Raw genomic sequence first — 21,766 nt, forward strand, 5'->3', positions numbered from 1 at the left:
TGTCAGAACAACGTGAGCGCGGGTGGCCGGGCGTCGTCGTGCAGCCCTGGCGAGCGTCCCGCCGCCGGGCCCTGCGCGCGGTCGGCCTGCTCGCGCTCTCCCTGGCTCAGACCGTGCGCATCGAGCAGCGGGTCGACCCGGGCCCGCAGCCACGCCTTGTACTCGGCCGGCACGTAGGCGCCGCGGCCGTAGAGCTGACGGTAGCGCCGCACCAGCGCCGGGTGCGCCTCGGCCAGCCAGCCGAGGAACCAGCCGCGGGTGCTGCCGCGCAGATGCATGGGGAACACGGTCACGCTGTGCGCGCCGGCCGCGGCGATCCGACCGAACAGTTCGTCGAGGTCGCGTTTGCCGTCGGTCAGATACGGGATCACCGGGGCGACCATCACATGCGGCTCCAGCCCCGCCTCGCGGATCGCGCGGATCAGGTCGAGCCGCGCGGCCGGTGACGGCGTGCCCGGCTCGATCGCCTTCTGCAGATCCGGGTCGCCGATGGCCAGCGACACGGCCACCGACACCGGCACCTGCCGGGCGGCGAGGCCGAGCAGCGGCAGGTCCCTGCGCAACAGCGTGCCCTTGGTGAGGATCGACAGCGGTGTGCCGGACTCGGCGAGCGCGCCGATGATCGCGGGCATCAGCCGGTAGCGGCCCTCCGCGCGCTGATAGGGATCGGTGTTGGTGCCCAACGCGACCGGCTCACGCTTCCACGACCGGCGGGCCAGTTCGCGGCGCAACACCGCGGCGACATTGACCTTGACCACGATCTGCGAGTCGAAATCCCGGCCCGCGTCCAGGTCCAGGTATTCGTGCGTGGGCCGGGCGAAGCAGTAGCGGCACTGGTGCAGGCACCCACGCATCGGGTTGATCGACCACCGGAACGGCAGCGCCGACCCGTCCGGAACCCGGCTCAGCGCGCTCTTGCACAGCACCTCGTGGAACGTCACGCCCTCGAACTCGGGAGTGGCGACGCTGCGCACCAGCCCGGCCCGCTCGAGCCCGGGCAACGCACCGTCGTCCACATCGAGTGTCTGCCCGGCCCATCGCATACCCGCAAGTCGAACACTCGTTCTAGGTGCTGTCAAGCGGGACCCGCGTCAACAGCGATTTCCCATCCTTCCTGCCAGCGATCTCCCAGGAATAACTGTCATCATAAAGGCGTGACGACCACCGCCGGACCGGGCAGGCCCCGGCTCACCGAACCACGCCGCCCCGGACAGACCGCTCGCGAGGAGATCCTCGACGCCGCGGCGGAACTGTTCACCGAAAAGGGTTATGCGGCAACATCGACGCGCGCGATCGCCGAGTCCGTCGGCATCCGCCAGGCCTCGCTGTACCACCACTTCTCGACCAAGCACGAGATCCTCGATGCGCTGCTCGCCGATACCGTGCGGGCGCCGCAGCAGTTCGCCGAACGACTCGCCGAACACGACGGCCCGGCCACCGAACTGCTGTACACGCTCATGCTGTTCGACGCGGTGCACCTGAGCTCCGGCCGGTGGAACCTCGGCGCGCTCTATCTGCTGCCGGTGATCCGGTCCGCCGACTTCGCCGGGTTCCGCGCCCGCCGCACCGAGCTCATGGACGCCTACCGCGCACTGGCGCTGCGCGCCCTCGACGAGCTGAAGGTCCCGCAGGACTGGGCCGCCCCGCGCGAGGCGCTCGCCGGTCTGCCGTTCCGTCTGGTCGAGTCGGTGATCAACGAGCGGTCCGACAACATGGCCGGCGCGCACGCGCCGCTGCACCCGCCGCGCCTGTTCGCCGACGCCGCGATCCGCATGCTCGGCTATCAGGGGTCGGTCGACGCCCTCTACGAGACCGCGCAGCGGCTGACCGCGGCGATCACCGAGGACGCCGGGATCCCGGTCGCCGTCGAGGCCTGAGGTCCGGACCGGGCCCGCCCGCACGCGGGTCCGGTCGCACGGACCGGCTTCAGTTCAGCAGGGCAGCGACCTGCGCGGCGCTGAGCGTGACCGGCCGCCGCGCCGACTCGGCCGCGCCGCGGGTGGCCCGATACAGCGGCCGCTCGCCCGCGCCGGCCTCGCGCGCCTCGGCCCGCAGTTGCTCGACGAGCACCGCGGACAGTGCGGCCGCGCCCGGCGACTCCCCCGACGCCAGCGCGTCGGCCAGCCGGCGCATCGCCAGCAGCGGCAACTCGCGGGCACCCTGCTCGGCGTACAGAGCCAACGGCACGGTCACCGACCGGCCGCCGTCGGCGACCCGCAGCAGGACCTGCGCTATCCGGCCCGGCCGCACCAGCAGCTCGACCACATCGGCGCGGGCCGCGTCCACCCGCACGGTGCGCAGTCCGCGCGCGGTGATCACGGTGTCGGTCAACCGGATTCGGCGGCGCAGCGCGACAGCCGCGGTGAGCAGACCCGGCACCGCCAGCACGACACCGACGATGACCGCCACCGCCCACGGCAGGAAGATCCCGCACACGACGGCGACGACCAGCGCGATGGCCACCACCACGGCGGCCATCCGCCGGATCTGGCGGGCGATCAGCTCGACCGGGACCAGGTCCAACGCGACTTCGTCCGCGACCGGACCGCCGGTTGCCGGACCGTCGATCCCGGGACCGTCAGACAAGGCGCGCACCGAGTTCGGCGACCACCGTGTCCAGCGGGATCGACTGCTGATCACCGGTGGCGAGTTCCTTGACCCCGATCACGCCCTCCTCGAGGTCCCGGTCGCCGAGCACCAGCGCGAACCGCGCACCCGACCGGTCGGCGGCCTTCATGGCGCCCTTGACGCCGCGGCCGCCGTAGGCCAGGTCGACCCGGATGCCGGCGGCCCGCAACTGCCCGGCGATCGTCACCAGCGTGCGCTTCGCGTCGTCGCCGAGCGGCACGCCGAACACCTCGCAGCGGGCGGGGCCGACGACGACCTTGCCCTCCGCCTCGAGCGCCAGCATCGTGCGGTCGACCCCGAGCCCGAACCCGATGCCGGACAACGGTTGTCCGCCGAGCTGCGCCATCAGGCCGTCGTACCGTCCGCCGCCGCCGATACCCGACTGCGCGCCGAGACCGTCGTGGACGAACTCGAAGGTGGTCTTGGTGTAGTAGTCGAGGCCGCGCACCATCCGCGGGTTGACGGTGTACGGCACGCCCAGCGCGTCCAGGTGGCCGAGCACCTCCTCGAAGTGCCCCTTGGCCGTGTCGGACAGGTGGTCGAGCATCAGCGGCGCGGCGGCGGTCATCTCGCGGACCTCCTTGCGCTTGTCGTCGAGCACCCGCAGCGGGTTGATCTCGGCGCGGCGGCGGGTGTCCTCGTCGAGGTCGAGCGCGAAGAGGTACTGCTGCAACAACTCCCGGTACTTCGGCCGGCAGGTGTCGTCGCCCAGCGAGGTGATCTCGAGCCGGAACCCGGTCAGCCCCAACGAGCGGAAGCCGGCGTCGGCGATCGCGATGACCTCGGCGTCGAGCGCCGGATCGTCGACGCCGATGGCCTCGACGCCGACCTGCTGCAGCTGGCGGTAGCGGCCGGCCTGCGGGCGCTCGTAGCGGAAGAAAGGTCCCGAATAGCACAGCTTGACCGGCAGCTGGCCGCGATCGAGGCCGTGTTCGATGACCGCGCGCATCACCCCGGCGGTGCCCTCGGGCCGCAGCGTGACCGAGCGGTCGCCGCGGTCGGCGAACGTGTACATCTCCTTGGTGACGACGTCGGTGGACTCGCCGACGCCGCGGGCGAACAGCCCGGTGTCCTCGAAGACCGGCAACTCGATGTGCCCGTAACCGGCCAGTCGGGCGGCGCCGATCAGCCCGTCACGGACCGCGACGAACTCGGCCGAGGCCGGCGGCACGTAGTCCGGGACGCCCTTGGGCGCGGAGAACCTGGTGACCCTGTCTTGCTGTCCAGCGGCCTGCCGGCCGTCCTTCTGCTCTGCCACGGGTGCTCACTGTGCCTTTCGTGCGAGTCCGGCCAGGAACGGGTTGGTGACCCGCTCGCGGCCGATGGTGCTGTTGCCGCCGTGCCCGGGCAGCACGACGGTCTGGTCGGGCAGCGGAAGCAGCCGCTCGGCGATCGACTCGAGCAGCTGCTCATGGTCGCCGCCCGGCAGGTCGGAACGTCCGATGGACCCGGCGAACAGCGTGTCGCCGGTCAGCGCGATCGGCACCGGCCCGTCGGCCGTCGCGGCAGTGGTGCGCAGGCACACCGAGCCCTGCGTGTGCCCGGGAGTGTGGTCGACGACCAGGTCGATGCCCGCGAGGGTGAGCTCGTCGCCCTGGGCGAGCTCGATGACGGTCTCGGGTTCGCGGAACTCGACACCCGCGATCATCGACCCCATCGCCGGGCCGATGCCGCGGCCCGGATCGGTGAGCATGTAACGGTCTTCGGGATGGATGTACGCGGGCACGCCGTACTCCTCGCACACCGGCGCCACCGACCAGGTGTGGTCGAGGTGTCCGTGGGTGAGCAGCACTGCGGCCGGGGCCAGGTGCATCTGGTCGAGCAGCTCACGCAGCGGGCCGGTCGCGTCCTGTCCGGGATCGACGACCAGGCACTCGCCGCGCCGGCCGGGCTCGCCCTCGCCGAGCGCCAGGATGTAGCAGTTCGTCTGGAACATTCCGGCCGGAAATCCGGTCACGAGCACGGTGGGGGCTCCTAGGTCGGGGGCAATCGTGGGGCCGGGCGATTGTGGTCGCACGCCGCGTCCAGCCTAGGCTGCCAGCGGAGTCAGCCGTTTCTCAGGATCGGCTGGCACACTCCTGCCGAGCCCGCCCATGCGCAGTCGCGCGGGTGACGACCGTCGTGCGCGGCGATCGCCCCACACGACGATACCCACGAGAGGATCCGCAGTGCCCAGCAACGAGCAACGCCGCGAAGCCGCCAAACGGAAGCTCGAGCGTCAGTTGGAGAGACGGGCGCAGCGGGCCCGCAAGCGCAAGCAACTGACCATCGCCGGCTCCGCGATCGGTGTGGTCGTCATCGTGGGCGTGGTCGCGCTGATCGTCGGGTTGAACCAGGGCGGCGACAACGCCACCACCGCGGACGCCGCGACCACGACGCCCGCGGAGCCGACCGGCGCCGCGCTGCCGACGGCCCGCGCGCACGCACTGCCGGCGACCGTGGACTGCAAGTACCCGGCCGGGGGCGGCCCCGCCGCCAAGCCGGTCTCCGCGCCGCCGACCACCGGCGTGCCCGCCACCGGCACCGTCGACGTCGCGCTCAGCACCAGCGACGGCCCGATCGGCATGACGCTGAACCGTGCGGAGTCGCCGTGCACGGTCAACAGCATCGTCAGCCTCGCGAAGCAGGGGTACTTCAACGACACCCCGTGCCACCGCCTGACCACCAACGGCATCTACGTGCTGCAGTGCGGCGACCCGACCGGCAAGGGCACCGGCGGTCCCGGCTACGGCTTCGACAACGAGTTCCCGACCGACCAGTTCCCGGCCGACGCCCCGCAGCTGCAGCAACCGGCGAACTACAAGCGCGGCACCATCGCGATGGCGAACACCGGCGCGCCGGGCAGCAACGGCAGCCAGTTCTTCCTCGTCTACAAGGATTCGCCGCTGCCGCCGAACTACACAGTGTTCGGCACCATCGACGAGCAGGGCCTCAAGACCATCGACGCGATCGCCGCCAAGGGCGACACCGGGACCAACGGCCCCGGCGACGGCGCGCCGAAGGAACCGGTGCAGATCAAGACGGCCACCGTCAAGGCGTGAGGCTCCCGCGCGCGGTGACCGCCGGCCTGCTGGCGGTCACCGCGGCGGCCACCTGCGCGGCGTGCACCACCTCGGGCACACCCGCCACGCCGACCTCGCTGACCTGCTCCTACCCCACCGGCACCGACGCCGCGGCCCGGCCGGCGCAGAAGCCGAGCACCGCGGACGTCTCCCGGACCGGCACGGTCGCGGCGCTGGTGCACACGTCCGCCGGCGAGATCCCGCTGACCCTCGACCGCGACCGGGCGCCGTGCACGGTGCACAGCTTCGTGAGCCTGACCGAGCAGACCTACTTCGTCGACACCCCGTGCCACCGGCTCACCGCGCCACCCGCGGCGGTGTTCGTACTGCAGTGCGGCGACCCGACCGGCACCGGCGCGGGCGGACCGGGCTATGTGGTGCCCGACGAGCTGCCGCTGGGACTCGCACCCGCAGCCGGCGGTGGCAGCGCCGGGGGAGACAGCACGGTGGTGTATCCGCGGGGCACGGTGGCGCTGGCCAATCGCGGCGTGCCCGATTCGGGCGGCAGCCAGTTCTTCCTCGTCTACCGCGACACCGTGCTACCACGGACGTACACGGTGTTCGGCCGGGTCGACCCCCCCGGATTGCCGGTGCTCGACCGGATCGCCGCCGGCGGCGAAGACGACAGCAACGGCCCGGGCGACGGTCGGCCGCGAATCCCGGTGCAGATCAGGGCGATCGACATCGGGCGAACCTGAAAGCTCGCGGTCCGCGGCCCCCGGGAGGGGTACGCCGTCGACCAGGAGGGCGCCATCTGGGCGGCTGTGTCGTACGCGACCAAAAGTATGAACAATTCCGACTTTTCGAACAGTCCGAGGAGTTGGAACTGTTCCGGTTCGGCGACAGTGCGAACGTTGGACGCACGACGACACATACCCCCGAGGCCGTGCCAACGGAAAGCTGGCGGCAGGCGGCCACGCCCCAGACAGCGCGACCACTCCCGGCGCCTATCCGCCGGCGGACTCCCCCGCCCACTGCGGGTCCCGCCCGAACCAACCGGCCAGCCGGTCGTAGACCGGCGCGGTCTCGGGCACCGGCACCTCATCGCCGAAGGCCATGTCCGGTCCGCGGAACTGCGGCCGCAGCATCGGGCGCGCCCACGCCAGCGACCGCTCGGCCAGCGCCGGGTCCAATTCGGCTCGCTGCCCGGTGGCGCGCGCCAGGTCCCAGCTGTGCACGGTGAGCTCGGCGATCTGCTGATCGACACGGCTGCCGAGCGACGCGGCCGCACCGCTGGGCATCACCACCTCCCGGTCCAGGTCCGCGGCGCGCCAGTTCGCGAGCACCTCGGCGGCTCCCGCGTCGAACTGCGCGACCCAGTCGGGCCCGAGTGCGCGCGGCGGCGCCAGCCAGTCGGGGGTGCCGCCGCACGCTGCCGCGGCGAAGTTGCGCAGATCCTGACCGATGACGTGCCGCACCAGCGCCTGCACGTCCCATTCGGGACACGGCGTCGGGAGGTGGTGCGCATCGACGCCGATCGCCCCGATCACCTGCGCGCTCTGGCGCACCGCCCGCTCGAGCAGGTCGATCGCCTCGGCTGCGCCGCTCACCGTGGATCAGCCCCTCGGATCGGACCGGGCCAGCGCGAACACCCGGATCTCGCGGTCCGTGCGGCCTCTATAGACGTCGTACACGCGAACCATCTCCATGAACTCCGCATAGATGCGCTCACGTTCCTCGCCCTCCAACTCGGTGGCCCGTACCGGCAGATCACGGCCGCCGATGGTAACCGTGGCGTGTGGATCGGCCCGCAGATTCGCCGTCCACCCCGGATGCCGCTCGCCGCCGAAGTTGCTGCCCGCCACGAAGATCCGATCATCTTCACGCACATACAGCAGCGGGCTGATGCGTGGCTGCCCGGACTTGCGACCGGTCGTGGTGAGCAGCACCACCGGTGCGCCGATCGGACCCAGCACGGTCAACCGGCCGCGCGAGCGTTCGAGCACCCGCCGGTCCAGGCCGCTGAGGTTGCGCAGGACCCAGGAGCCCGGCCGGGTCGCGGCGAACGCCGCCGCGGGCCGCCGCAGCACGCTGGTCTCGGAACCCCAGCGGACGTCGGGAAAAGCGGACTCGGTCATGGATAGGATTATCCGGCGCGGCGGCGCCGTCCGCCCGCGAAACGCCGGTACCGATGACTCAGGATGCGCTGGTGACCCGGTAGACGTCGTAGACGCCCTCGACGTTGCGCACCACGTTGAGCACGTGGCCGAGGTGCTTGGGATCGCCCATCTCGAAGGTGAACTTGCTGACCGCGACCCGGTCGCCGGACGTCGTCACCGACGCCGACAGGATGTTGACCTTCTCGTCGGCGAGCGCCTTGGTCACGTCCGAGAGCAGCCGGTGCCGGTCGAGCGCCTCGATCTGGATGGCCACCAGGAACACCGACGACGGCCCCGGCGCCCATTCGACGTCGATGATCCGCTCGGACTGCTGCTGCAGCGATCCGGCGTTGGTGCAGTCGGTGCGGTGCACACTGACGCCGCCGCCGCGGGTGACGAACCCCATGATCTGGTCGCCCGGCACCGGGGTGCAGCATTTGGCCAGCTTGGCCATCACGCCGGGCGCACCGGTCACCAGCACGCCCGAGTCCGCGCTCTGGCGCTTACGGGTCGGGATGGTCGACGGGGTCGACCGCTCGGCCAACTCCTCCTCGACCCCGCCGACACCGCCGAAGTGCGCCACCAACCGGTGCACCACGTGCTGCGCGGAGACGTGCCCCTCGCCGACCGCCGTGTACAGCGCCGAAATGTCCTGATAGCGCAGCTCGTGCGACACGGCGCCCATCGACTCGCCGTTCATCAAGCGCTGCAACGGAAGCCCGCCGCGGCGAACCTCCTTGATGATCGCGTCCTTGCCCGCCTCGAGCGCCTCCTCCCGGCGTTCCTTGGCGAACCACTGGCGGATCTTCGCCTTCGCCCGCGGCGAGGCGACGAACGTCTGCCAGTCGCGGCTCGGCCCGGCGTTCGGCGCCTTGGAGGTGAAGACCTCGACGACCTCGCCGTTCTCGAGCTTGCGTTCGAGCGCGACGAGACGGCCGTTGACCCGCGCGCCGATGCACCGGTGCCCGACCTCGGTGTGCACGGCGTACGCGAAGTCCACCGGCGTCGACCCGGCCGGCAGCGTGACCACGTCGCCCTTGGGGGTGAAGACGAAGATCTCCTTGACCGCCAGGTCGTAGCGCAGCGACTCGAGGAACTCACCCGGGTCCGCGGCCTCACGCTGCCAGTCGAGCAGTTGGCGCATCCACGCCATGTCGTCGACCTCGGCGGAATCGGAGTGCCGCGCCCCGTTCTTCCCGCGGAGTTCCTTGTACCGCCAGTGCGCGGCGATGCCGAACTCGGCGGTCCGGTGCATCTCGCGGGTGCGGATCTGCACCTCGAGTGGCTTGCCCTCCGGCCCCACCACGGTGGTGTGCAGCGACTGGTACACCCCGTAGCGCGGCTGCGCGATGTAGTCCTTGAACCGGCCGGCCATCGGCTGCCACAGCGAGTGCACGACGCCGACCGCCGCATAGCAGTCGCGGATCTCGTCGCACAGGATGCGGATGCCGACCAGGTCGTGGATGTCGTCGAAGTCGCGGCCCTTGACGATCATCTTCTGGTAGATCGACCAGTAGTGCTTGGGCCGGCCCTCCACGGTCGCGTCGATGCGCGAGGCGGCCAGCGTGGTGCCGACCTCCTGACGCACCTTGGCCAGGTAGGTGTCACGCGAGGGCGCCCGGTCCGCGACGAGCCGGACGATCTCCTCGTACTTCTTCGGGTGCAGGATCGCGAACGCGAGATCCTCGAGTTCCCACTTGACCGTCGCCATGCCGAGCCGGTGCGCGAGCGGGGCGATGACCTCGAGGGTCTCCTTCGCCTTCTTCGCCTGCTTCTCCGGCGGCAGGAAACGCATCGTGCGCATGTTGTGCAGGCGGTCGGCCACCTTGATCACCAGCACTCGCGGGTCGCGGGCCATCGCGATGATCATCTTGCGGATGGTCTCGGCCTCGGCGGCCGAGCCGAGCGCCACCTTGTCCAGCTTGGTGACGCCGTCGACCAGGTGGGCGACCTCATCGCCGAACTCGCCGGACAGCTCCTCGAGCGAGTATCCCGTGTCTTCGACGGTGTCGTGCAGCAGCGCCGCGATCAGCGTGGTCGTGTCCATGCCGAGTTCGGCGAGGATGTTCGCCACCGCCAGCGGGTGGGTGATGTACGGGTCGCCGGACTTGCGGAACTGCCCGGAGTGCCGCTGCTCGGCGACGTCGTACGCGCGCTGGAGCTGGGCCAGATCCGCCTTCGGATACACCTCGCGGTGCAGGGCGACCAGCGGTTCGAGCACCGGTTTGATCGGGAGGTGCCGCTGCGCGGTGATGCGGCGGGCCAGCCGCGCTCGCACCCGTCGCGACGCCGACATCGACCCGGCGGGAACCTCGGAGGTCCGCCGCGACTCCGGCGGGGTGCCGTCGGTGGGCGGTGTCTGCTTGGCCGAGCCGAGATCCTGGGTCACGCCATCGCCTCCTGCCTGTGTGGGCCGCTCATCCGGTGCGCTGAAACCGGATCCGGAGACCGCCGCACCAGTCGACTCTAGTACTCAGACTGCCACCAAGGATGTCAGTGGGACCGTGAGCCGGTCGCGACCACCGAGGCCTTCCAGTTCCATCACCACCGCCACCCCGATCACCTCGGCGCCGGCCCGGGTGAGCAGGTCCACGGTCGCACACACGGTGCCGCCGGTCGCGAGCACGTCGTCGACGACGAGCACCCGACGACCCTCGAGCGCGATCGCGTCGGCGGGCACCTCGAGTCCCGCCTTGCCGTACTCGAGTTGGTACGTCTGCGACAGCACCGGTGGCGGCAGCTTGCCCTGCTTGCGGACCGCGAGCACCCCGGTCCCTGCTGCCAGGGCCACCCCGGAGCCGAGCAGGAAGCCGCGCGCGTCGATCCCGGCGACAAGGTCGGCCCGGCCGTGCGCGGCCGCCGCCAGGGCGTCGATCACCTCGCGCAGCCCGGTCGCGTCCGCGAAGACCGGGGTCAGGTCCGCGAACTGCACGCCGGGTTGCGGGAAGTCCGCCACGCTCCGGGTCAGCCGCTGCACCGACGCCGCCGCACGTCGCCGCAGATCCGCGTCGCCCGGCCCGTCGGCCGTCCGGCCCCGGCCGGTCCCGCTCTCACCCGTCACGTCCTGTTCGGTCACCGGGATGCCCTCGCTCATCTGTGCAGCGTCCATCTGTCCATGTTCCACCCCGCTCCGGCCCAGGTCGGGTTGGCGCGGACCTCGCTGATCCCGGACGCGACCGCGATTGTCCGCGGCTGCAGGAACAGCGGGATGCTCGGCAGATCCTGCCAGAGGATCCGCTCGGCCTCGGTCGACAGGTCCGACTGTTCGGCGCCGACCTCGTCGGGCAGCGTCGCGAGCCGGTCGACGATCGCGTCGATCCGGTCGTTCGCGTAGCCGCCGATGTTCGCCCCGTTGCCGCTGCGCAGTCCGGCCCCGCGCACGGTGGCCGGCGCCGCCCCACCCGCACCGGAGGTGGCCGAGGTGCCGCCGAGGACCGCGTCGACCGTGCCGGCCCGCAGCGCCGACGGGGTGAACAGCCGCGATCCGGCGTCCACGACCGTGATGCCCGCGGGGCGGCAGGCCGCCGCGATCTGCGACACCGTCCGCGCCCGCCGGGCGTCCGGGGCCAGGTAGCCGATCCGCACGGTGAGCGCGCCGACGCCCGCGTCCGCCACCGCGGACCGCGCGGCCCCGATGTCCGGCACCGCGAAGCGGTCCCCGACGACGGCCGCAGTGCGCGGATACAGTGCGGTGCCGGGCAACTGCAGGTGCGTGTCCAGCGACGCACCGGACTTGCCGTACAGCGGTGTCAGTATGCGGTCGGCGAGGTCGCGCCGCGGCACGCAGGAGGCCAGCGCCCGCCGCGCCCCCGCGGAGGCCAGCGCCCCCTCGGTGCGCAGGATCAGCTGTTCGGTGTTCATGGCAGGGGTGGTCGTGCTGGTGAACCCCGCGCCGACGCCGTCGCCGAGCGCGCCGGCACCGATGTCCACGACGTCGACCTGCCCGGCGTCTGTTCTTTCGGCCAGCGCGCGCTCGTCGAAGGTGGCTCCGCGGGCGAACACCGCGATCGTCTCGGTGCGCGGCGGATCCCCCCACCAGCGTTCGTTGGCGACGAGCACCAGCTTGCCGTCGGCGCCGTACGAGGCGATCCGGTACGGCCCGGCGGACGGCAACAGCGACAGGTCCACCCGGCCGGGCGCCAGCTTCCAGCCGGTGTTCCAGAACCGGGCGATCGCGCCGAGTTCGCGCTGGTCGCCGCGTTGCACCGCGCCGACGATGTCGTCGACGCCGGTGGCCCGGGCGACGACGTGCGCGGGCATCAGCGAGGTGGCCCCGAACAGGCTGCGCCAGTCCGCGAGGTCACTGCGCAGGTGCGCTGTCGCGTCCTTCGCGCCGGGCCGGCAGTCCACCGAGTCGATGTCCGACCAGCCGGTGCGGTCGGCCGCGTCGAAGCCGGGGAACCGTCCACTGTGTGCGGCCCACGCCAGCACCAGGTCGTCACATGTGACCGAGGCGCCGTCGGAGTACACGGCGGCCGGGTTGATGCGGTAGCCGATCGTGCGCGGCGACCCCGGTTCGGCGGCCGCGATGCCGAAGTCGGTGTCCGGCAACGCACGGCCCGATGGCGCGGGGTAGCTGAAACCGGGGAGCACCCGCACCAGCGCCTGACGCGCCCCGGAGGCCGCGCCGTCGACGGTACCCGCGTTGTACGTCGACACCGGTGCGTCGACGACGTAGCCGATGGTGTCGGCCGGGTGCGCCGGCCCGGCGGCGTCGTCGCCGCACGCCGTGGCGACGCCGAGCAGCACCACCAGCGCGATCAGCGCCGGCACCGCCCGGCGCACCCCGGTCAGGACCGCTTCTTCCGCTTTCCGGTGGGCCGGACGCCCGGCCGCGGGGTGCCGCCTGCCGCCCGCACGGTGACCGGGGTGACCCCCGCCGACACCGCCGCGGTGCGGGCACCGGAGCCCGGCACCTGGCCGCTCTGGACCTGCCCGGCGGCACCCTCACCAGCCGCCTTGGCCGCGGCGGCCGCGCGCCGGCTCAGCACCTTCTTGGTGTGCGCACCGATCTCGCGTCCGCGCTCCTTGAGTGAGACCAGCATCGGCGTGGCGGTGAAGATCGACGAGTAGGCACCGACGACGATGCCGATCAGCTGCACCAGCGCGAGATCCTTGAGCGTCCCCACGCCGAGCATCCACACCGCGACCACCAGCAGCCCGAGTACCGGCAGGATCGAGATCAGCGTGGTGTTGATCGAGCGCATCAGCGTCTGGTTGACCGCGAGATTGGCCTGTTCGGCGTAGGTGCGCCGGGTCAGGTGGGTCACGCCGCGAGTGTTCTCCTCGACCTTGTCGAACACGACGACGGTGTCGTACAGCGAGAAGCCGAGGATCGTCAGGAAACCGATCACGGTCGCCGGCGACACCTCGAAGCCGACGAGCGAGTAGATGCCCGCGGTGATGACCATGTCGAAGAACAGCGAGATGAGGCTGGAGATCGCCATGTCCCGCTCGAAGCGGATCGTGATGTAGATGGCCGCGATCACCAGGAACACCACCAGCGCGATCAGCGCCTTCTTGGTGATCTCGCCGCCCCACGTCGAGCTCACCGCCGACACGCTGATCGCGTTCGGGGTGGCCTGACCGTTGCGGTCGGTCGGGTGGAACTCGTTGAACAGCGCGTTCTGCAGCCGGATCGTCTGGGCCGCGTCGAGCGTCTCCGAGCGCAGCTGGATGGTCTGGCTGCCACCGGAACCCGCGGTCTGCACCGACACCGGGTCGGTGCCGAAGGTCTGGTGGTAGACGTCGCTGACCTGGGAGGTGGTCGCGCCCTGGGCCGGGAACTCGACCTTGGTGCCACCCTCGAAGTCGATGCCGAAGCTGAAGCCCCGGATGCCGATGCTCAGCACCGAGATCAGCAGCAGCACCACGGTGACGGCGTAGTAGACGCGGCGCCGGCCGACGATCTCGAAGGCGCCGGTGCCGGTGTACAACCGCGAGAGCAGGCTGTGCTTGGGCAGCTTCACGTCGTCCGACTCGGTCATCGTCGAGCCGCCCTGGGTGTCGTTGTCGGTGGTGTCGGTCATCGTGCGGTCTCCTTCACGGCCGCCGCGGCCCGCTCGGCCGACTTGCGTTCCCGGGCCACCTGGGTGATCGCCCCGAGCCCGTTCACGCCCGGCTTGGCGAAGAAATTCGTCTGAGATGCCGCGTGCACCAGCGGATGGGTCACCAGGAACACCACGACCAGGTCGGTGATCGTCGTCAGGCCCAGCGTGAAGGCGAAGCCCTTCACGTCGCCGACGGCGAGCACGTAGAGCACCGCCGCCGCGAGGAAGGTCACGGTGTTACCGGACAAGATGGTGCGCCGGGCCCGGGACCAGCCGCGCGGTACCGCCGACCGGAAGCTGCGGCCCTCGCGCATCTCGTCCTTTATTCGTTCGAAGTAGACGACGAACGAGTCGGCGGTGGTACCGATGCCGATGATCAGACCCGCGATGCCCGCCAGGTCCAGCGTGTAGTTGATGTAGCGGCCCAACAGCACCAGCACGCCGTAGACCAGCAGACCGGAGAACACCAGCGACAGTGCGGTGATCACGCCGAGCATCCGGTAGTAGATCAGGCAGTACACCAGCACCAGCACGAGGCCGACCGCACCGGCGAGCAGGCCCGCCTTGAGCGAGGACAGCCCCAGCGTCGCGGAGACCGTCTGTGCGTCGGACGACGCGAACGACAGCGGCAGCGAACCGTACTTGAGCGTGTTCGCCAGATCCTTCGCCTGCGGCATCGTGAACTGGCCGGTGATCGAGGTGGGGCTGCCGGCCGGGGTGGCGCCCTGGATGACCGGCGCGCTGACGACCCGCGAGTCGAGAGTGAACGCGGCCTGCTTGCCGAGGTTCTTGCTGGTGAAGTCCGCCCAGGTCTGGCTCGCGGAGGACTTGAAGGTCAGCTGCACCAGGTTCTGTGACTGCTGGCTGTCGAACTGCGCGGACGCGTCCGAGATGTCCTGGCCGTCGATGATCGACGGGCCGAGCAGGAACACCGTCGAGTCCTTGGTGTCGCAGGTGACCAGCGGCAGCTTCGGGTCGTCGTTGCCCTGCAGCGGGTCCGCGGACTTGCAGTCCATCGAATCCATCGCCTTCTTCTGCACCGCGGGATCGGTGCTCTGGCGCTCCGCCTTGGCCTTCTCGATCTCCTGCGCCGCCTGCGCGGTGTCGCCCGTCGCCGGGGCCTGAGGCTGCGCGGCCGGGGTCTTACCGGGCTGCGGTGCGGGGGCGGCCTGGCTGCTCAGCACCGGGCGGATGAACAGTCGCGCGGTCTGGCCCAGGCTGCGCGCCTGCGCCCCGTCGTCACCGGGAACCGTGATCACCAGGTTGTCGCCGTCGATGACGACCTGCGAGCCACTCACACCGAGACCGTTGACGCGGGTCTCGATGATCTGCTGGGCCTGCTTGAGGCTTTCCGAACTCGGCTTGCTGCCGTCGGGGGTGCGGGCGGTGAGCGTGACGCTCGTGCCGCCCTGCAGGTCGATCCCGAGCTTCGGGGTCGGCGACTTGTCCCCGGTGAAGAAGACCAGCGCGTACAGGACCGCCACGATGACCGCGAAGGCGGTCAGGTAGCGGACCGGACGGACCGGTCCGGACGATGATGCCACGATCGGTGGGTCTCCTCGGTGGAGTCGGGCTGGAACGGGACGGCGCGCGACACGTCAGTCACCGCTACAGCCCCTCCGCCGTGCGGGTGGTCCTGCAGCGGTGACCTCAGCGCCCGCAGGCGCACCTTACTAGCTCAGTCTGAAGACGAGCGCTTGGCCAGGTCGATGCCCTCGGCATCGGCATCCGCGGCGTCGCGACCGTCCGCGTCGTCGACATCCGCGTCCTCGAACTCGTCGAATTCGTCGAACTCGGTGTCGCCGTCCTCGACGTCCTCGGTCACCACGCTGCGAACGGCCATCCGCTCCCAGGTGGTGACGACGTCGTCGGCGATCTCGACGTCGACGGTCGTGTCGCCGAGGCCGACCACGGTGCCGTGGAGCCCGCTGGTGAGCAACACGCGGTCGCCGACCTTCAGGGCGTCCTGCATCTCGGAGGTCTGGGCCATGGCCTTCTTCTGCCGGCGGGCAGTGAGAAACATCGGCAGAACCAGCACGAGAAGCACGATCAGGAACAGGAATTGCATCAGGAAGTCAGTCCTCAGTCATCTTCTTCGGGTGTGCGACCGAACAGGCCACACAGACCACCAGTGTGCCATCTACCGGGCACCGACGCCGAGACCCGATGTGACCCGCGACTCACTTCGGCACCTCCCGCCCGGTCAGGATCGGTCGAACAATCCCGGCGGCGGCTCGGCCGCACGCACCTCGATCCCGCCGAGAACCGCGTCGGGCGGGGCGACCATACCCAGGTGCTCCCACGCAGCCGCGGTCGCGACGCGACCCCGCGGGGTGCGCGCGACCATGCCCGCCCGCACCAGGAAGGGCTCGCAGACCTCCTCGACCGTGCCGGCCTCCTCACCGACGGCAACCGCCAGCGTCGACACGCCGACCGGACCGCCGCCGAAGCTGCGGACCAGTGCGCCGAGCACCGCACGGTCGAGCCGGTCAAGGCCCAGTTCGTCGACGTCGTAGACGGCGAGCGCGGCGCGCGCGACCTCGCGGCTGACGACACCGTCGGCCCGCACCTCCGCATAGTCCCGGACCCGGCGCAGCAACCGGTTCGCGATGCGCGGGGTGCCGCGGGAGCGGCCGGCGATCTCCGCGCCTGCCTCGGCGCCGAGTTCGACCCCGAGGATGCGGGCGGATCGCAGCAGGATCCGTTGCAGTTCGGCGGGCTCGTAGAAGTCCATGTGCGCGGTGAACCCGAATCGATCGCGCAGCGGACCGGTCAGCGCACCCGACCGGGTGGTCGCGCCGACCAGGGTGAACGGGGCCACCTCGAGTGGTATCGACGTGGCGCCCGGGCCCTTGCCCACCACCACGTCGACTCGGAAGTCCTCCATGGCCAGGTAGAGCATCTCCTCGGCCGGCCGCGCGATGCGATGGATCTCGTCGATGAACAGCACGTCGCCCTCGACCAGGTTGCTCAGCATGGCCGCGAGATCGCCGGCCCGCTCGAGCGCCGGCCCGGACGTCAACCGCAGCGAGGTCCCCAGTTCGGCGGCGATGATCATCGCGAGGCTGGTCTTGCCCAGGCCCGGCGGCCCCGACAGCAGGATGTGGTCGGGTGACGCGCCGCGTTGTTTGGCGCCCGCCAACACCAGTTGCAGCTGTTCACGCACCCGCGGCTGGCCGATGAAATCGTCGAGCGACTTCGGTCGCAGTCCGGCCTCGGCATCGCCCTCGCCGGGCACCAGGCTCGCGGTCAGTTCGGCCTCGTCGAAGCCACCCGCGTCGAAGCCCGAATCGGATTCGGTCATCGTCTCGGTCCCGGGGTCATCGCGTCTTGCCCAGCAGGCTCAGCGCCGCGCGCAACGTCACCGATGTGGAGGCGCCGGGCTGGTCGGCCAGCACCTTCTCGGTGGCCTGCTCGGCCTGTTTGAGCGGGAAGCCGAGCCCGGTGAGGGCCTCGACGACCTGATCCCGTACCGGACCGAACGCGCTGGTCTGCGCCACGCCGCCGGCTGCCGGGGCGGTCACCGCGACCTTGTCGCGCAGTTCGACGACCATGCGTTCGGCACTCCGCTTGCCGATCCCCGGCACCCGGGTGAGCATCGCAGTGTCGCCCTCGGACAGCGCCCTGGTCAACGCCTCGGGCTCGAGCACCGCCAACACCGCCATCGCCACCTTCGGGCCCACCCCGGACACCGTCTGCAGCAACGCGAAAAGCGCGCGGGACTCGCTGTCCGCGAAGCCGTACAACGTCATCGAGTCCTCACGGACGATCATCGTGGTCAGCAGCCGGGCCTCCGCTCCGCGGCTGAGCCCGCCGATGGTCGCCGGAGTCGCGTTGATGCGATAACCGACCCCGGCCGCCTCGATCACCACGTGGTCGAGGGCGAGGTCGAGCACCTCACCCCGTATCGATGCGATCATCGCGTCTCCTTCCGCCCGGAATTCGCCGTCCGCCCGGCACCGTCGCGGCGGGCCGTGGCCAGCCGCGCCTTGAACTGTCGTTGCTGCTCGGCCGCCCGCCGTTCCGCCTCGGCCATCCGCGCGATCATCGGCGCCCGCCAGCAGTGGCAGATGGCCAATGCCAGCGCATCCGCCGCATCGGCGGGCTTCGGCGCCTGCTGCAACCCGAGGATCCGGGTGATCATCCCGGTGACCTGCGCCTTGTCCGCGCTGCCGCTGCCGGTGACCGCGGCCTTGACCTCGCTCGGGGTGTGGAAGCACACCTCGATGCCGCGGCGCGCCGCCGCGAGCGCGATCACTCCCCCGGCCTGCGCGGTGCCCATCGCCGTACGCACGTTGTTCTGCGAGAACACCCGCTCGATCGCGATCACATCCGGCCCGTGCGTGTCCATCCAGTGTTCTGCGGCATCGGAGATCCGCAGCAGCCGCTGGGCCAACGGCATGTCCGGGGGCGTGCGCACCACGTCGACGTCGAGCGCGGTCACCGATCGGCCCAGCCCGCCGTCGACCAGGCTGATGCCGCAGCGGGTCAAACCGGGGTCGACACCCATCACCCGCACGCGATCACCCTCCTCGGTCCGCCCGATCGGTCCAGCCAACCGGCCCACACGAACCTGCTCCACCATGCCGAACAGTCGTTCGAGAGCCTAGCGCAGGCGGCCGACAGGACGTGGGACCGCGCAGCGTCGACACGCCCCCTCCCGAGCTCCGCCTAACCTGGACCGGTGACCACCACCGCCGATTTCGACCTCGACGCCTACCTCACCCGCATCGGCTTCACGGGTGAGCGCACCCCGACGCGCGCGACCCTCGATGCGATCGCGGCGGCGCACACCGCCACGATCCCGTTCGAGAACCTCGACCCCGTTCTCGGTGTGCCCAATCGCCTGGACCTGGCATCGTTGCAGGCCAAGCTCGTCGACGGCGGTCGCGGCGGCTACTGCTTCGAGCACGGCCTGCTGCTGCGCACCGCGTTGCTCACCCTCGGCTACCGCGTGACGGCGCTGGCCGGTCGCGTGCTGTGGGGCACCGACGACCCGCACGCGATCACCGGCCGCACCCACATGCTGCTGCTCGTCGACCTCGGCGACGAACGTCGCATCATCGACACCGGCTTCGGCGGCATGACGCTGACCGGCACGCTCCGGCTCGAACTCGACACCGTGCAGTCGACGCCGCTCGAACCGTTCCGCCTGATCGAACTCGACGGCGACTGGGCGCTGCAGGCGCAGATCGGCGAGGACCGGTGGCGCACCACGTACCGGTTCGACCTGCAGCCGCAGCACCCGATCGACTACGAGCCCGCCAACTGGTACCTGTCGACGTGGCCGCAGTCCCGCTTCGTGACCATGCTGATGGCCGCGCGGGCCACCACGGACCGGCGCTACGCGCTCGCGGGCCGGCAGTTGACGGTCCATCACGCCGACGGCACCGCCGAGCGCCGGGTCCTCACCGGGTTCGACGAGTTCCGCACCGTCCTCGAGCGCGATCTGCTGATCGACACCTCCGGGCTGACCGGGCTGCGGGCCGCATTCGACCGGCTCGACTGATCCCGCACACGACGGCAGCCGCGGTTTCCCGCGGCTGCCGTGTGATGCTTCCCGACGAATCAGTCGTCGAGTTCCGCCATGACCTCGTCGGACACGTCGACGTTCGAGTACACGTTCTGCACGTCGTCGCAGTCCTCGAGTGCGTCGATCAGCTTGAAGACCTTGCGGGCGCCGTCCGCGTCGACCGCCACCGAGACCGACGGCTGGAAGCTGGCCTCGGCCGAGTCGTAGTCGATGCCCGCCTCCTGCAGCGCGGTGCGCACGGCGATCAGGTCGGTCGGCTCGCTGACGACCTCGAAGCTCTCGCCCAGGTCGTTGACCTCCTCGGCGCCGGCCTCGAGCACGGCCATCAGGACGTCGTCCTCGGACTGGTCGTTCTTCTCCAGCACGACCACCCCCTTGCGCGCGAACAGGTACGACACCGAACCCGGGTCGGCCATGTTGCCGCCGTTGCGGGTCATCGCGGTGCGGACCTCGCCCGCGGCGCGGTTGCGGTTGTCGGTCAGGCACTCGATGAGGACGGCGACACCGTTCGGCCCGTAGCCCTCGTACATGATCGTCTGCCAGTCGGCGCCGCCGGCCTCTTCGCCGCCGCCGCGCTTGCGGGCGCGCTCGATGTTGTCGTTGGGGACCGAGCTCTTCTTCGCCTTCTGGATGGCGTCGTACAGCGTCGGGTTGCCCGCCGGGTCACCGCCACCGGTGCGCGCCGCCACCTCGATGTTCTTGATCAGCTTCGCGAACATCTTGCCGCGCTTGGCGTCGATCACGGCCTTCTTGTGCTTGGTGGTGGCCCATTTGGAGTGGCCGCTCATCCTGGCGAGCCCCTTTCGCTGCGATGGATGTGAACGTGTCCGGCCGGCCTGCGCCGACGGTGCCGCACTGCCGGGCCTTGCCCGACGGTCGACGTCCGATTCTATGCGCTCTCGCGCACCATATCGACGAACAGGCGGTGCACCCGCAGGTCGCCGGTGACCTCGGGGTGGAACGAGGTGGCCAGCACGGGCCCCTGCCGGACCGCCACCGCGTGCTCGGCGCCCCCGCGGTGCACGGCGGCGAGCACCTGCACGTCGGGTCCCGCGTACTCCACCCACGGGGCCCGGATGAACACCGCACGCACCGGCCCGCCGTCGACCCCGGCGAATTCGAGGTCCTCTTCGAACGAGTCGACCTGACGGCCGAAGGCGTTTCGCCGCACCGTGATGTCGAGGGCGCCGAAGTTCACCGCGTCCGGCCGCGTGTCGAGCACCTCGCCGGCCAGCAGGATCATCCCCGCGCACGAGCCGTAGACGGGCAGCCCGTCCTTGAGTCGGGCGCGCAGCGGGTCGAGCAGGTCGAACACCCCGAGCAGTCGGCTCATCGTGGTCGACTCACCGCCCGGGATGACGAGGCCGTCGACGCGGTCGAGTTCCGTCGTCCGGCGCACGCTCACCGCGTGCGCTCCCGCCGATTCGAGCGCATGGAGATGTTCGCGCACGTCGCCCTGCAGGGCGAGCACGCCGATCGTGGGGTCGCTGGGCACCGAAACCTGTCTCGATCTGTCGCTGTGAATGAATGGTTCCGACGGTAGCCGTCGGGTCAGAGCGGGTTGGCCTTGGTCTCGTCGGCCGTCAGCCGCATGAGTCCCTCCTGCACCACCGCGGCGACCATCCGGCCCGCCCGGTCGTAGATGCGTCCCTGCGTGAGCGCCCGGCCGAACTCCGCCGACGGCGAGGTCTGGTCGTAGAGCAGCCAGTCGTCGGCCCGGAACGGCCGCAGGAACCACAGCGCGTGGTCCAGCGACGCGTTCTGGGTGATCGCCCCGCGGTGCGGCACCTTGGCGGCGCTGAGCAGGGTCATGTCGCTCATGTACGCCAGCGTGCAGATGTGGAACACCTGGTCGTCCGGCAGCGGCTCGCGGTAGCGGAACCACACCCGCTGCTGGGCGGCCAGTCCGCGGATGCGCTGCGTCTGGTCGTCCGGGACGATCCGCACGTCCCACTTGGCCCACTCCCGGCCGAACCACATCGCCTTCTCATCGGCACCGAGCGTCGGGTCGGGCAGTTCCTCCGGCGCCGGGGCAGGCGGCATCGTGTCCTGGTGTTCCACCCCAACCTCGCCGACATGGTGGAACGAGGCCGACATCGAGAAGATCGTCTCGCCGTTCTGAACGCCGTTGACCCGCCGCGCGTGGAAGCTGCGTCCCTCCTTGACCCGGTCCACCAGGAACACGGTCGGGATGGTCGGGTTGCCGGGGCTCAGGAAGTAGCCGTGCAGCGAGTGCACCCGGAACTCCGGCTCCACGGTCCGCACCGCCGAGACCAGTGCCTGACCGGCGACCTGCCCACCGAATGTGCGGGTGAGCATGGTCTCCACGACGGCGCCGCGGAAGATATCGCGTTCGAGTTGTTCGAGCTCCAGGATCTCCTCGATGCTCGTCAT

The 21,766-nt window shown here is 70.7% G+C and carries 22 protein-coding genes; 4 read left to right on the forward strand and 18 right to left on the reverse strand.

What is annotated here, in order from left to right; translation table 11 throughout:
• Positions 1–2 precede the first annotated feature (2 nt).
• Positions 3–1,043 (reverse strand): Rv2578c family radical SAM protein, encoded by a 1,041-nt coding sequence (locus G4X40_RS14495; RefSeq protein WP_277833438.1) that lies wholly within the window; start codon positions 1,041–1,043, stop codon positions 3–5.
• Positions 1,044–1,154: 111 nt separating this feature from the next.
• Between G4X40_RS14495 and G4X40_RS14500 the strand changes: the two genes are divergently transcribed.
• On the forward strand, positions 1,155–1,877 hold the full coding sequence (locus G4X40_RS14500; RefSeq protein WP_277833440.1) for a TetR/AcrR family transcriptional regulator: 723 nt from the start codon (positions 1,155–1,157) through the stop codon (positions 1,875–1,877).
• Between the two features lie 49 nt (positions 1,878–1,926).
• Here the strand turns inward: G4X40_RS14500 and G4X40_RS14505 are convergent, their stop codons facing one another.
• From G4X40_RS14505 to G4X40_RS14515, 3 genes are read right to left on the reverse strand one after another with little or no spacing between them, the layout of a single operon-like run.
• Entirely contained in the window at positions 1,927–2,586 is a 660-nt protein-coding gene (locus tag G4X40_RS14505; RefSeq protein WP_277833441.1) for a hypothetical protein, read from the reverse strand.
• A complete protein-coding gene (gene hisS, locus G4X40_RS14510) occupies positions 2,579–3,886 on the reverse strand; it encodes a histidine--tRNA ligase (protein ID WP_277833442.1) in 1,308 nt (435 codons plus the stop codon). The genes G4X40_RS14505 and hisS overlap by 8 nt, the downstream gene beginning before the upstream one ends.
• A 6-nt stretch (positions 3,887–3,892) precedes the next feature.
• Entirely contained in the window at positions 3,893–4,591 is a 699-nt protein-coding gene (locus G4X40_RS14515; protein ID WP_277833443.1) for an MBL fold metallo-hydrolase, read from the reverse strand.
• Positions 4,592–4,796: 205 nt separating this feature from the next.
• Between G4X40_RS14515 and G4X40_RS14520 the strand changes: the two genes are divergently transcribed.
• Positions 4,797–5,669 (forward strand): peptidylprolyl isomerase, encoded by an 873-nt coding sequence (locus tag G4X40_RS14520; protein WP_277833445.1) that lies wholly within the window; start codon positions 4,797–4,799, stop codon positions 5,667–5,669.
• Positions 5,666–6,388, forward strand: coding sequence for a peptidylprolyl isomerase (locus G4X40_RS14525; RefSeq protein WP_277833447.1), 723 nt, complete (start codon positions 5,666–5,668; stop codon positions 6,386–6,388). The genes G4X40_RS14520 and G4X40_RS14525 overlap by 4 nt, the downstream gene beginning before the upstream one ends.
• 249 nt (positions 6,389–6,637) lie before the next feature.
• Here G4X40_RS14525 and G4X40_RS14530 read toward each other — a convergent pair whose 3' ends face one another.
• The 11 genes from G4X40_RS14530 to G4X40_RS14580 form a co-directional block, all read right to left on the reverse strand.
• Entirely contained in the window at positions 6,638–7,240 is a 603-nt protein-coding gene (locus G4X40_RS14530; RefSeq protein WP_277833448.1) for a TIGR03086 family metal-binding protein, read from the reverse strand.
• Positions 7,241–7,246: 6 nt separating this feature from the next.
• Positions 7,247–7,768, reverse strand: a complete 522-nt coding sequence (locus tag G4X40_RS14535; RefSeq protein WP_277833449.1) for a nitroreductase/quinone reductase family protein — start codon at positions 7,766–7,768, stop codon at positions 7,247–7,249.
• A gap of 58 nt (positions 7,769–7,826) precedes the next feature.
• On the reverse strand, positions 7,827–10,178 hold the full coding sequence (locus G4X40_RS14540) for a RelA/SpoT family protein (RefSeq protein WP_277833450.1): 2,352 nt from the start codon (positions 10,176–10,178) through the stop codon (positions 7,827–7,829).
• Positions 10,179–10,262: 84 nt separating this feature from the next.
• Entirely contained in the window at positions 10,263–10,898 is a 636-nt protein-coding gene (locus tag G4X40_RS14545) for an adenine phosphoribosyltransferase (protein WP_277833451.1), read from the reverse strand.
• Positions 10,880–12,562, reverse strand: coding sequence for an ABC transporter substrate-binding protein (locus G4X40_RS14550; RefSeq protein ID WP_277833452.1), 1,683 nt, complete (start codon positions 12,560–12,562; stop codon positions 10,880–10,882). The genes G4X40_RS14545 and G4X40_RS14550 overlap by 19 nt, the downstream gene beginning before the upstream one ends.
• 17 nt (positions 12,563–12,579) lie before the next feature.
• A complete protein-coding gene (secF, locus tag G4X40_RS14555) occupies positions 12,580–13,818 on the reverse strand; it encodes a protein translocase subunit SecF (RefSeq protein ID WP_277833453.1) in 1,239 nt (412 codons plus the stop codon).
• On the reverse strand, positions 13,815–15,383 hold the full coding sequence (gene secD, locus G4X40_RS14560) for a protein translocase subunit SecD (protein WP_277833455.1): 1,569 nt from the start codon (positions 15,381–15,383) through the stop codon (positions 13,815–13,817). The genes secF and secD overlap by 4 nt, the downstream gene beginning before the upstream one ends.
• 134 nt (positions 15,384–15,517) lie before the next feature.
• On the reverse strand, positions 15,518–15,907 hold the full coding sequence (gene yajC / locus G4X40_RS14565) for a preprotein translocase subunit YajC (RefSeq protein WP_277833457.1): 390 nt from the start codon (positions 15,905–15,907) through the stop codon (positions 15,518–15,520).
• Positions 15,908–16,042: 135 nt separating this feature from the next.
• Positions 16,043–17,143 (reverse strand): Holliday junction branch migration DNA helicase RuvB, encoded by a 1,101-nt coding sequence (gene ruvB / locus G4X40_RS14570; protein WP_277833458.1) that lies wholly within the window; start codon positions 17,141–17,143, stop codon positions 16,043–16,045.
• 16 nt (positions 17,144–17,159) lie between these two features.
• Positions 17,160–17,759, reverse strand: a complete 600-nt coding sequence (gene ruvA, locus G4X40_RS14575; protein WP_277833459.1) for a Holliday junction branch migration protein RuvA — start codon at positions 17,757–17,759, stop codon at positions 17,160–17,162.
• Positions 17,756–18,358, reverse strand: coding sequence for a crossover junction endodeoxyribonuclease RuvC (locus G4X40_RS14580; protein WP_277833627.1), 603 nt, complete (start codon positions 18,356–18,358; stop codon positions 17,756–17,758). Before G4X40_RS14580 ends, ruvA begins: the two co-directional genes overlap by 4 nt.
• Positions 18,359–18,523: 165 nt before the next feature.
• On the opposite strand from G4X40_RS14580, the gene G4X40_RS14585 reads away from it, so the two are divergent.
• Positions 18,524–19,348: an arylamine N-acetyltransferase family protein gene (locus tag G4X40_RS14585; RefSeq protein WP_277833461.1), complete on the forward strand. Its 825-nt coding sequence runs from the start codon at positions 18,524–18,526 to the stop codon at positions 19,346–19,348.
• Between the two features lie 59 nt (positions 19,349–19,407).
• Here G4X40_RS14585 and G4X40_RS14590 read toward each other — a convergent pair whose 3' ends face one another.
• The 3 genes from G4X40_RS14590 to G4X40_RS14600 form a co-directional block, all read right to left on the reverse strand.
• A complete protein-coding gene (locus tag G4X40_RS14590; RefSeq protein WP_277833462.1) occupies positions 19,408–20,160 on the reverse strand; it encodes a YebC/PmpR family DNA-binding transcriptional regulator in 753 nt (250 codons plus the stop codon).
• A 101-nt stretch (positions 20,161–20,261) separates the two neighbouring features.
• Positions 20,262–20,867 (reverse strand): pyridoxal 5'-phosphate synthase glutaminase subunit PdxT, encoded by a 606-nt coding sequence (pdxT, locus tag G4X40_RS14595; protein WP_277833464.1) that lies wholly within the window; start codon positions 20,865–20,867, stop codon positions 20,262–20,264.
• A gap of 56 nt (positions 20,868–20,923) precedes the next feature.
• A complete protein-coding gene (locus G4X40_RS14600) occupies positions 20,924–21,766 on the reverse strand; it encodes an acyl-CoA thioesterase (RefSeq protein WP_277833465.1) in 843 nt (280 codons plus the stop codon).

The organism is Speluncibacter jeojiensis (assembly GCF_029589495.1).
Lineage (GTDB): Bacteria > Actinomycetota > Actinomycetes > Mycobacteriales > Mycobacteriaceae > Speluncibacter > Speluncibacter jeojiensis.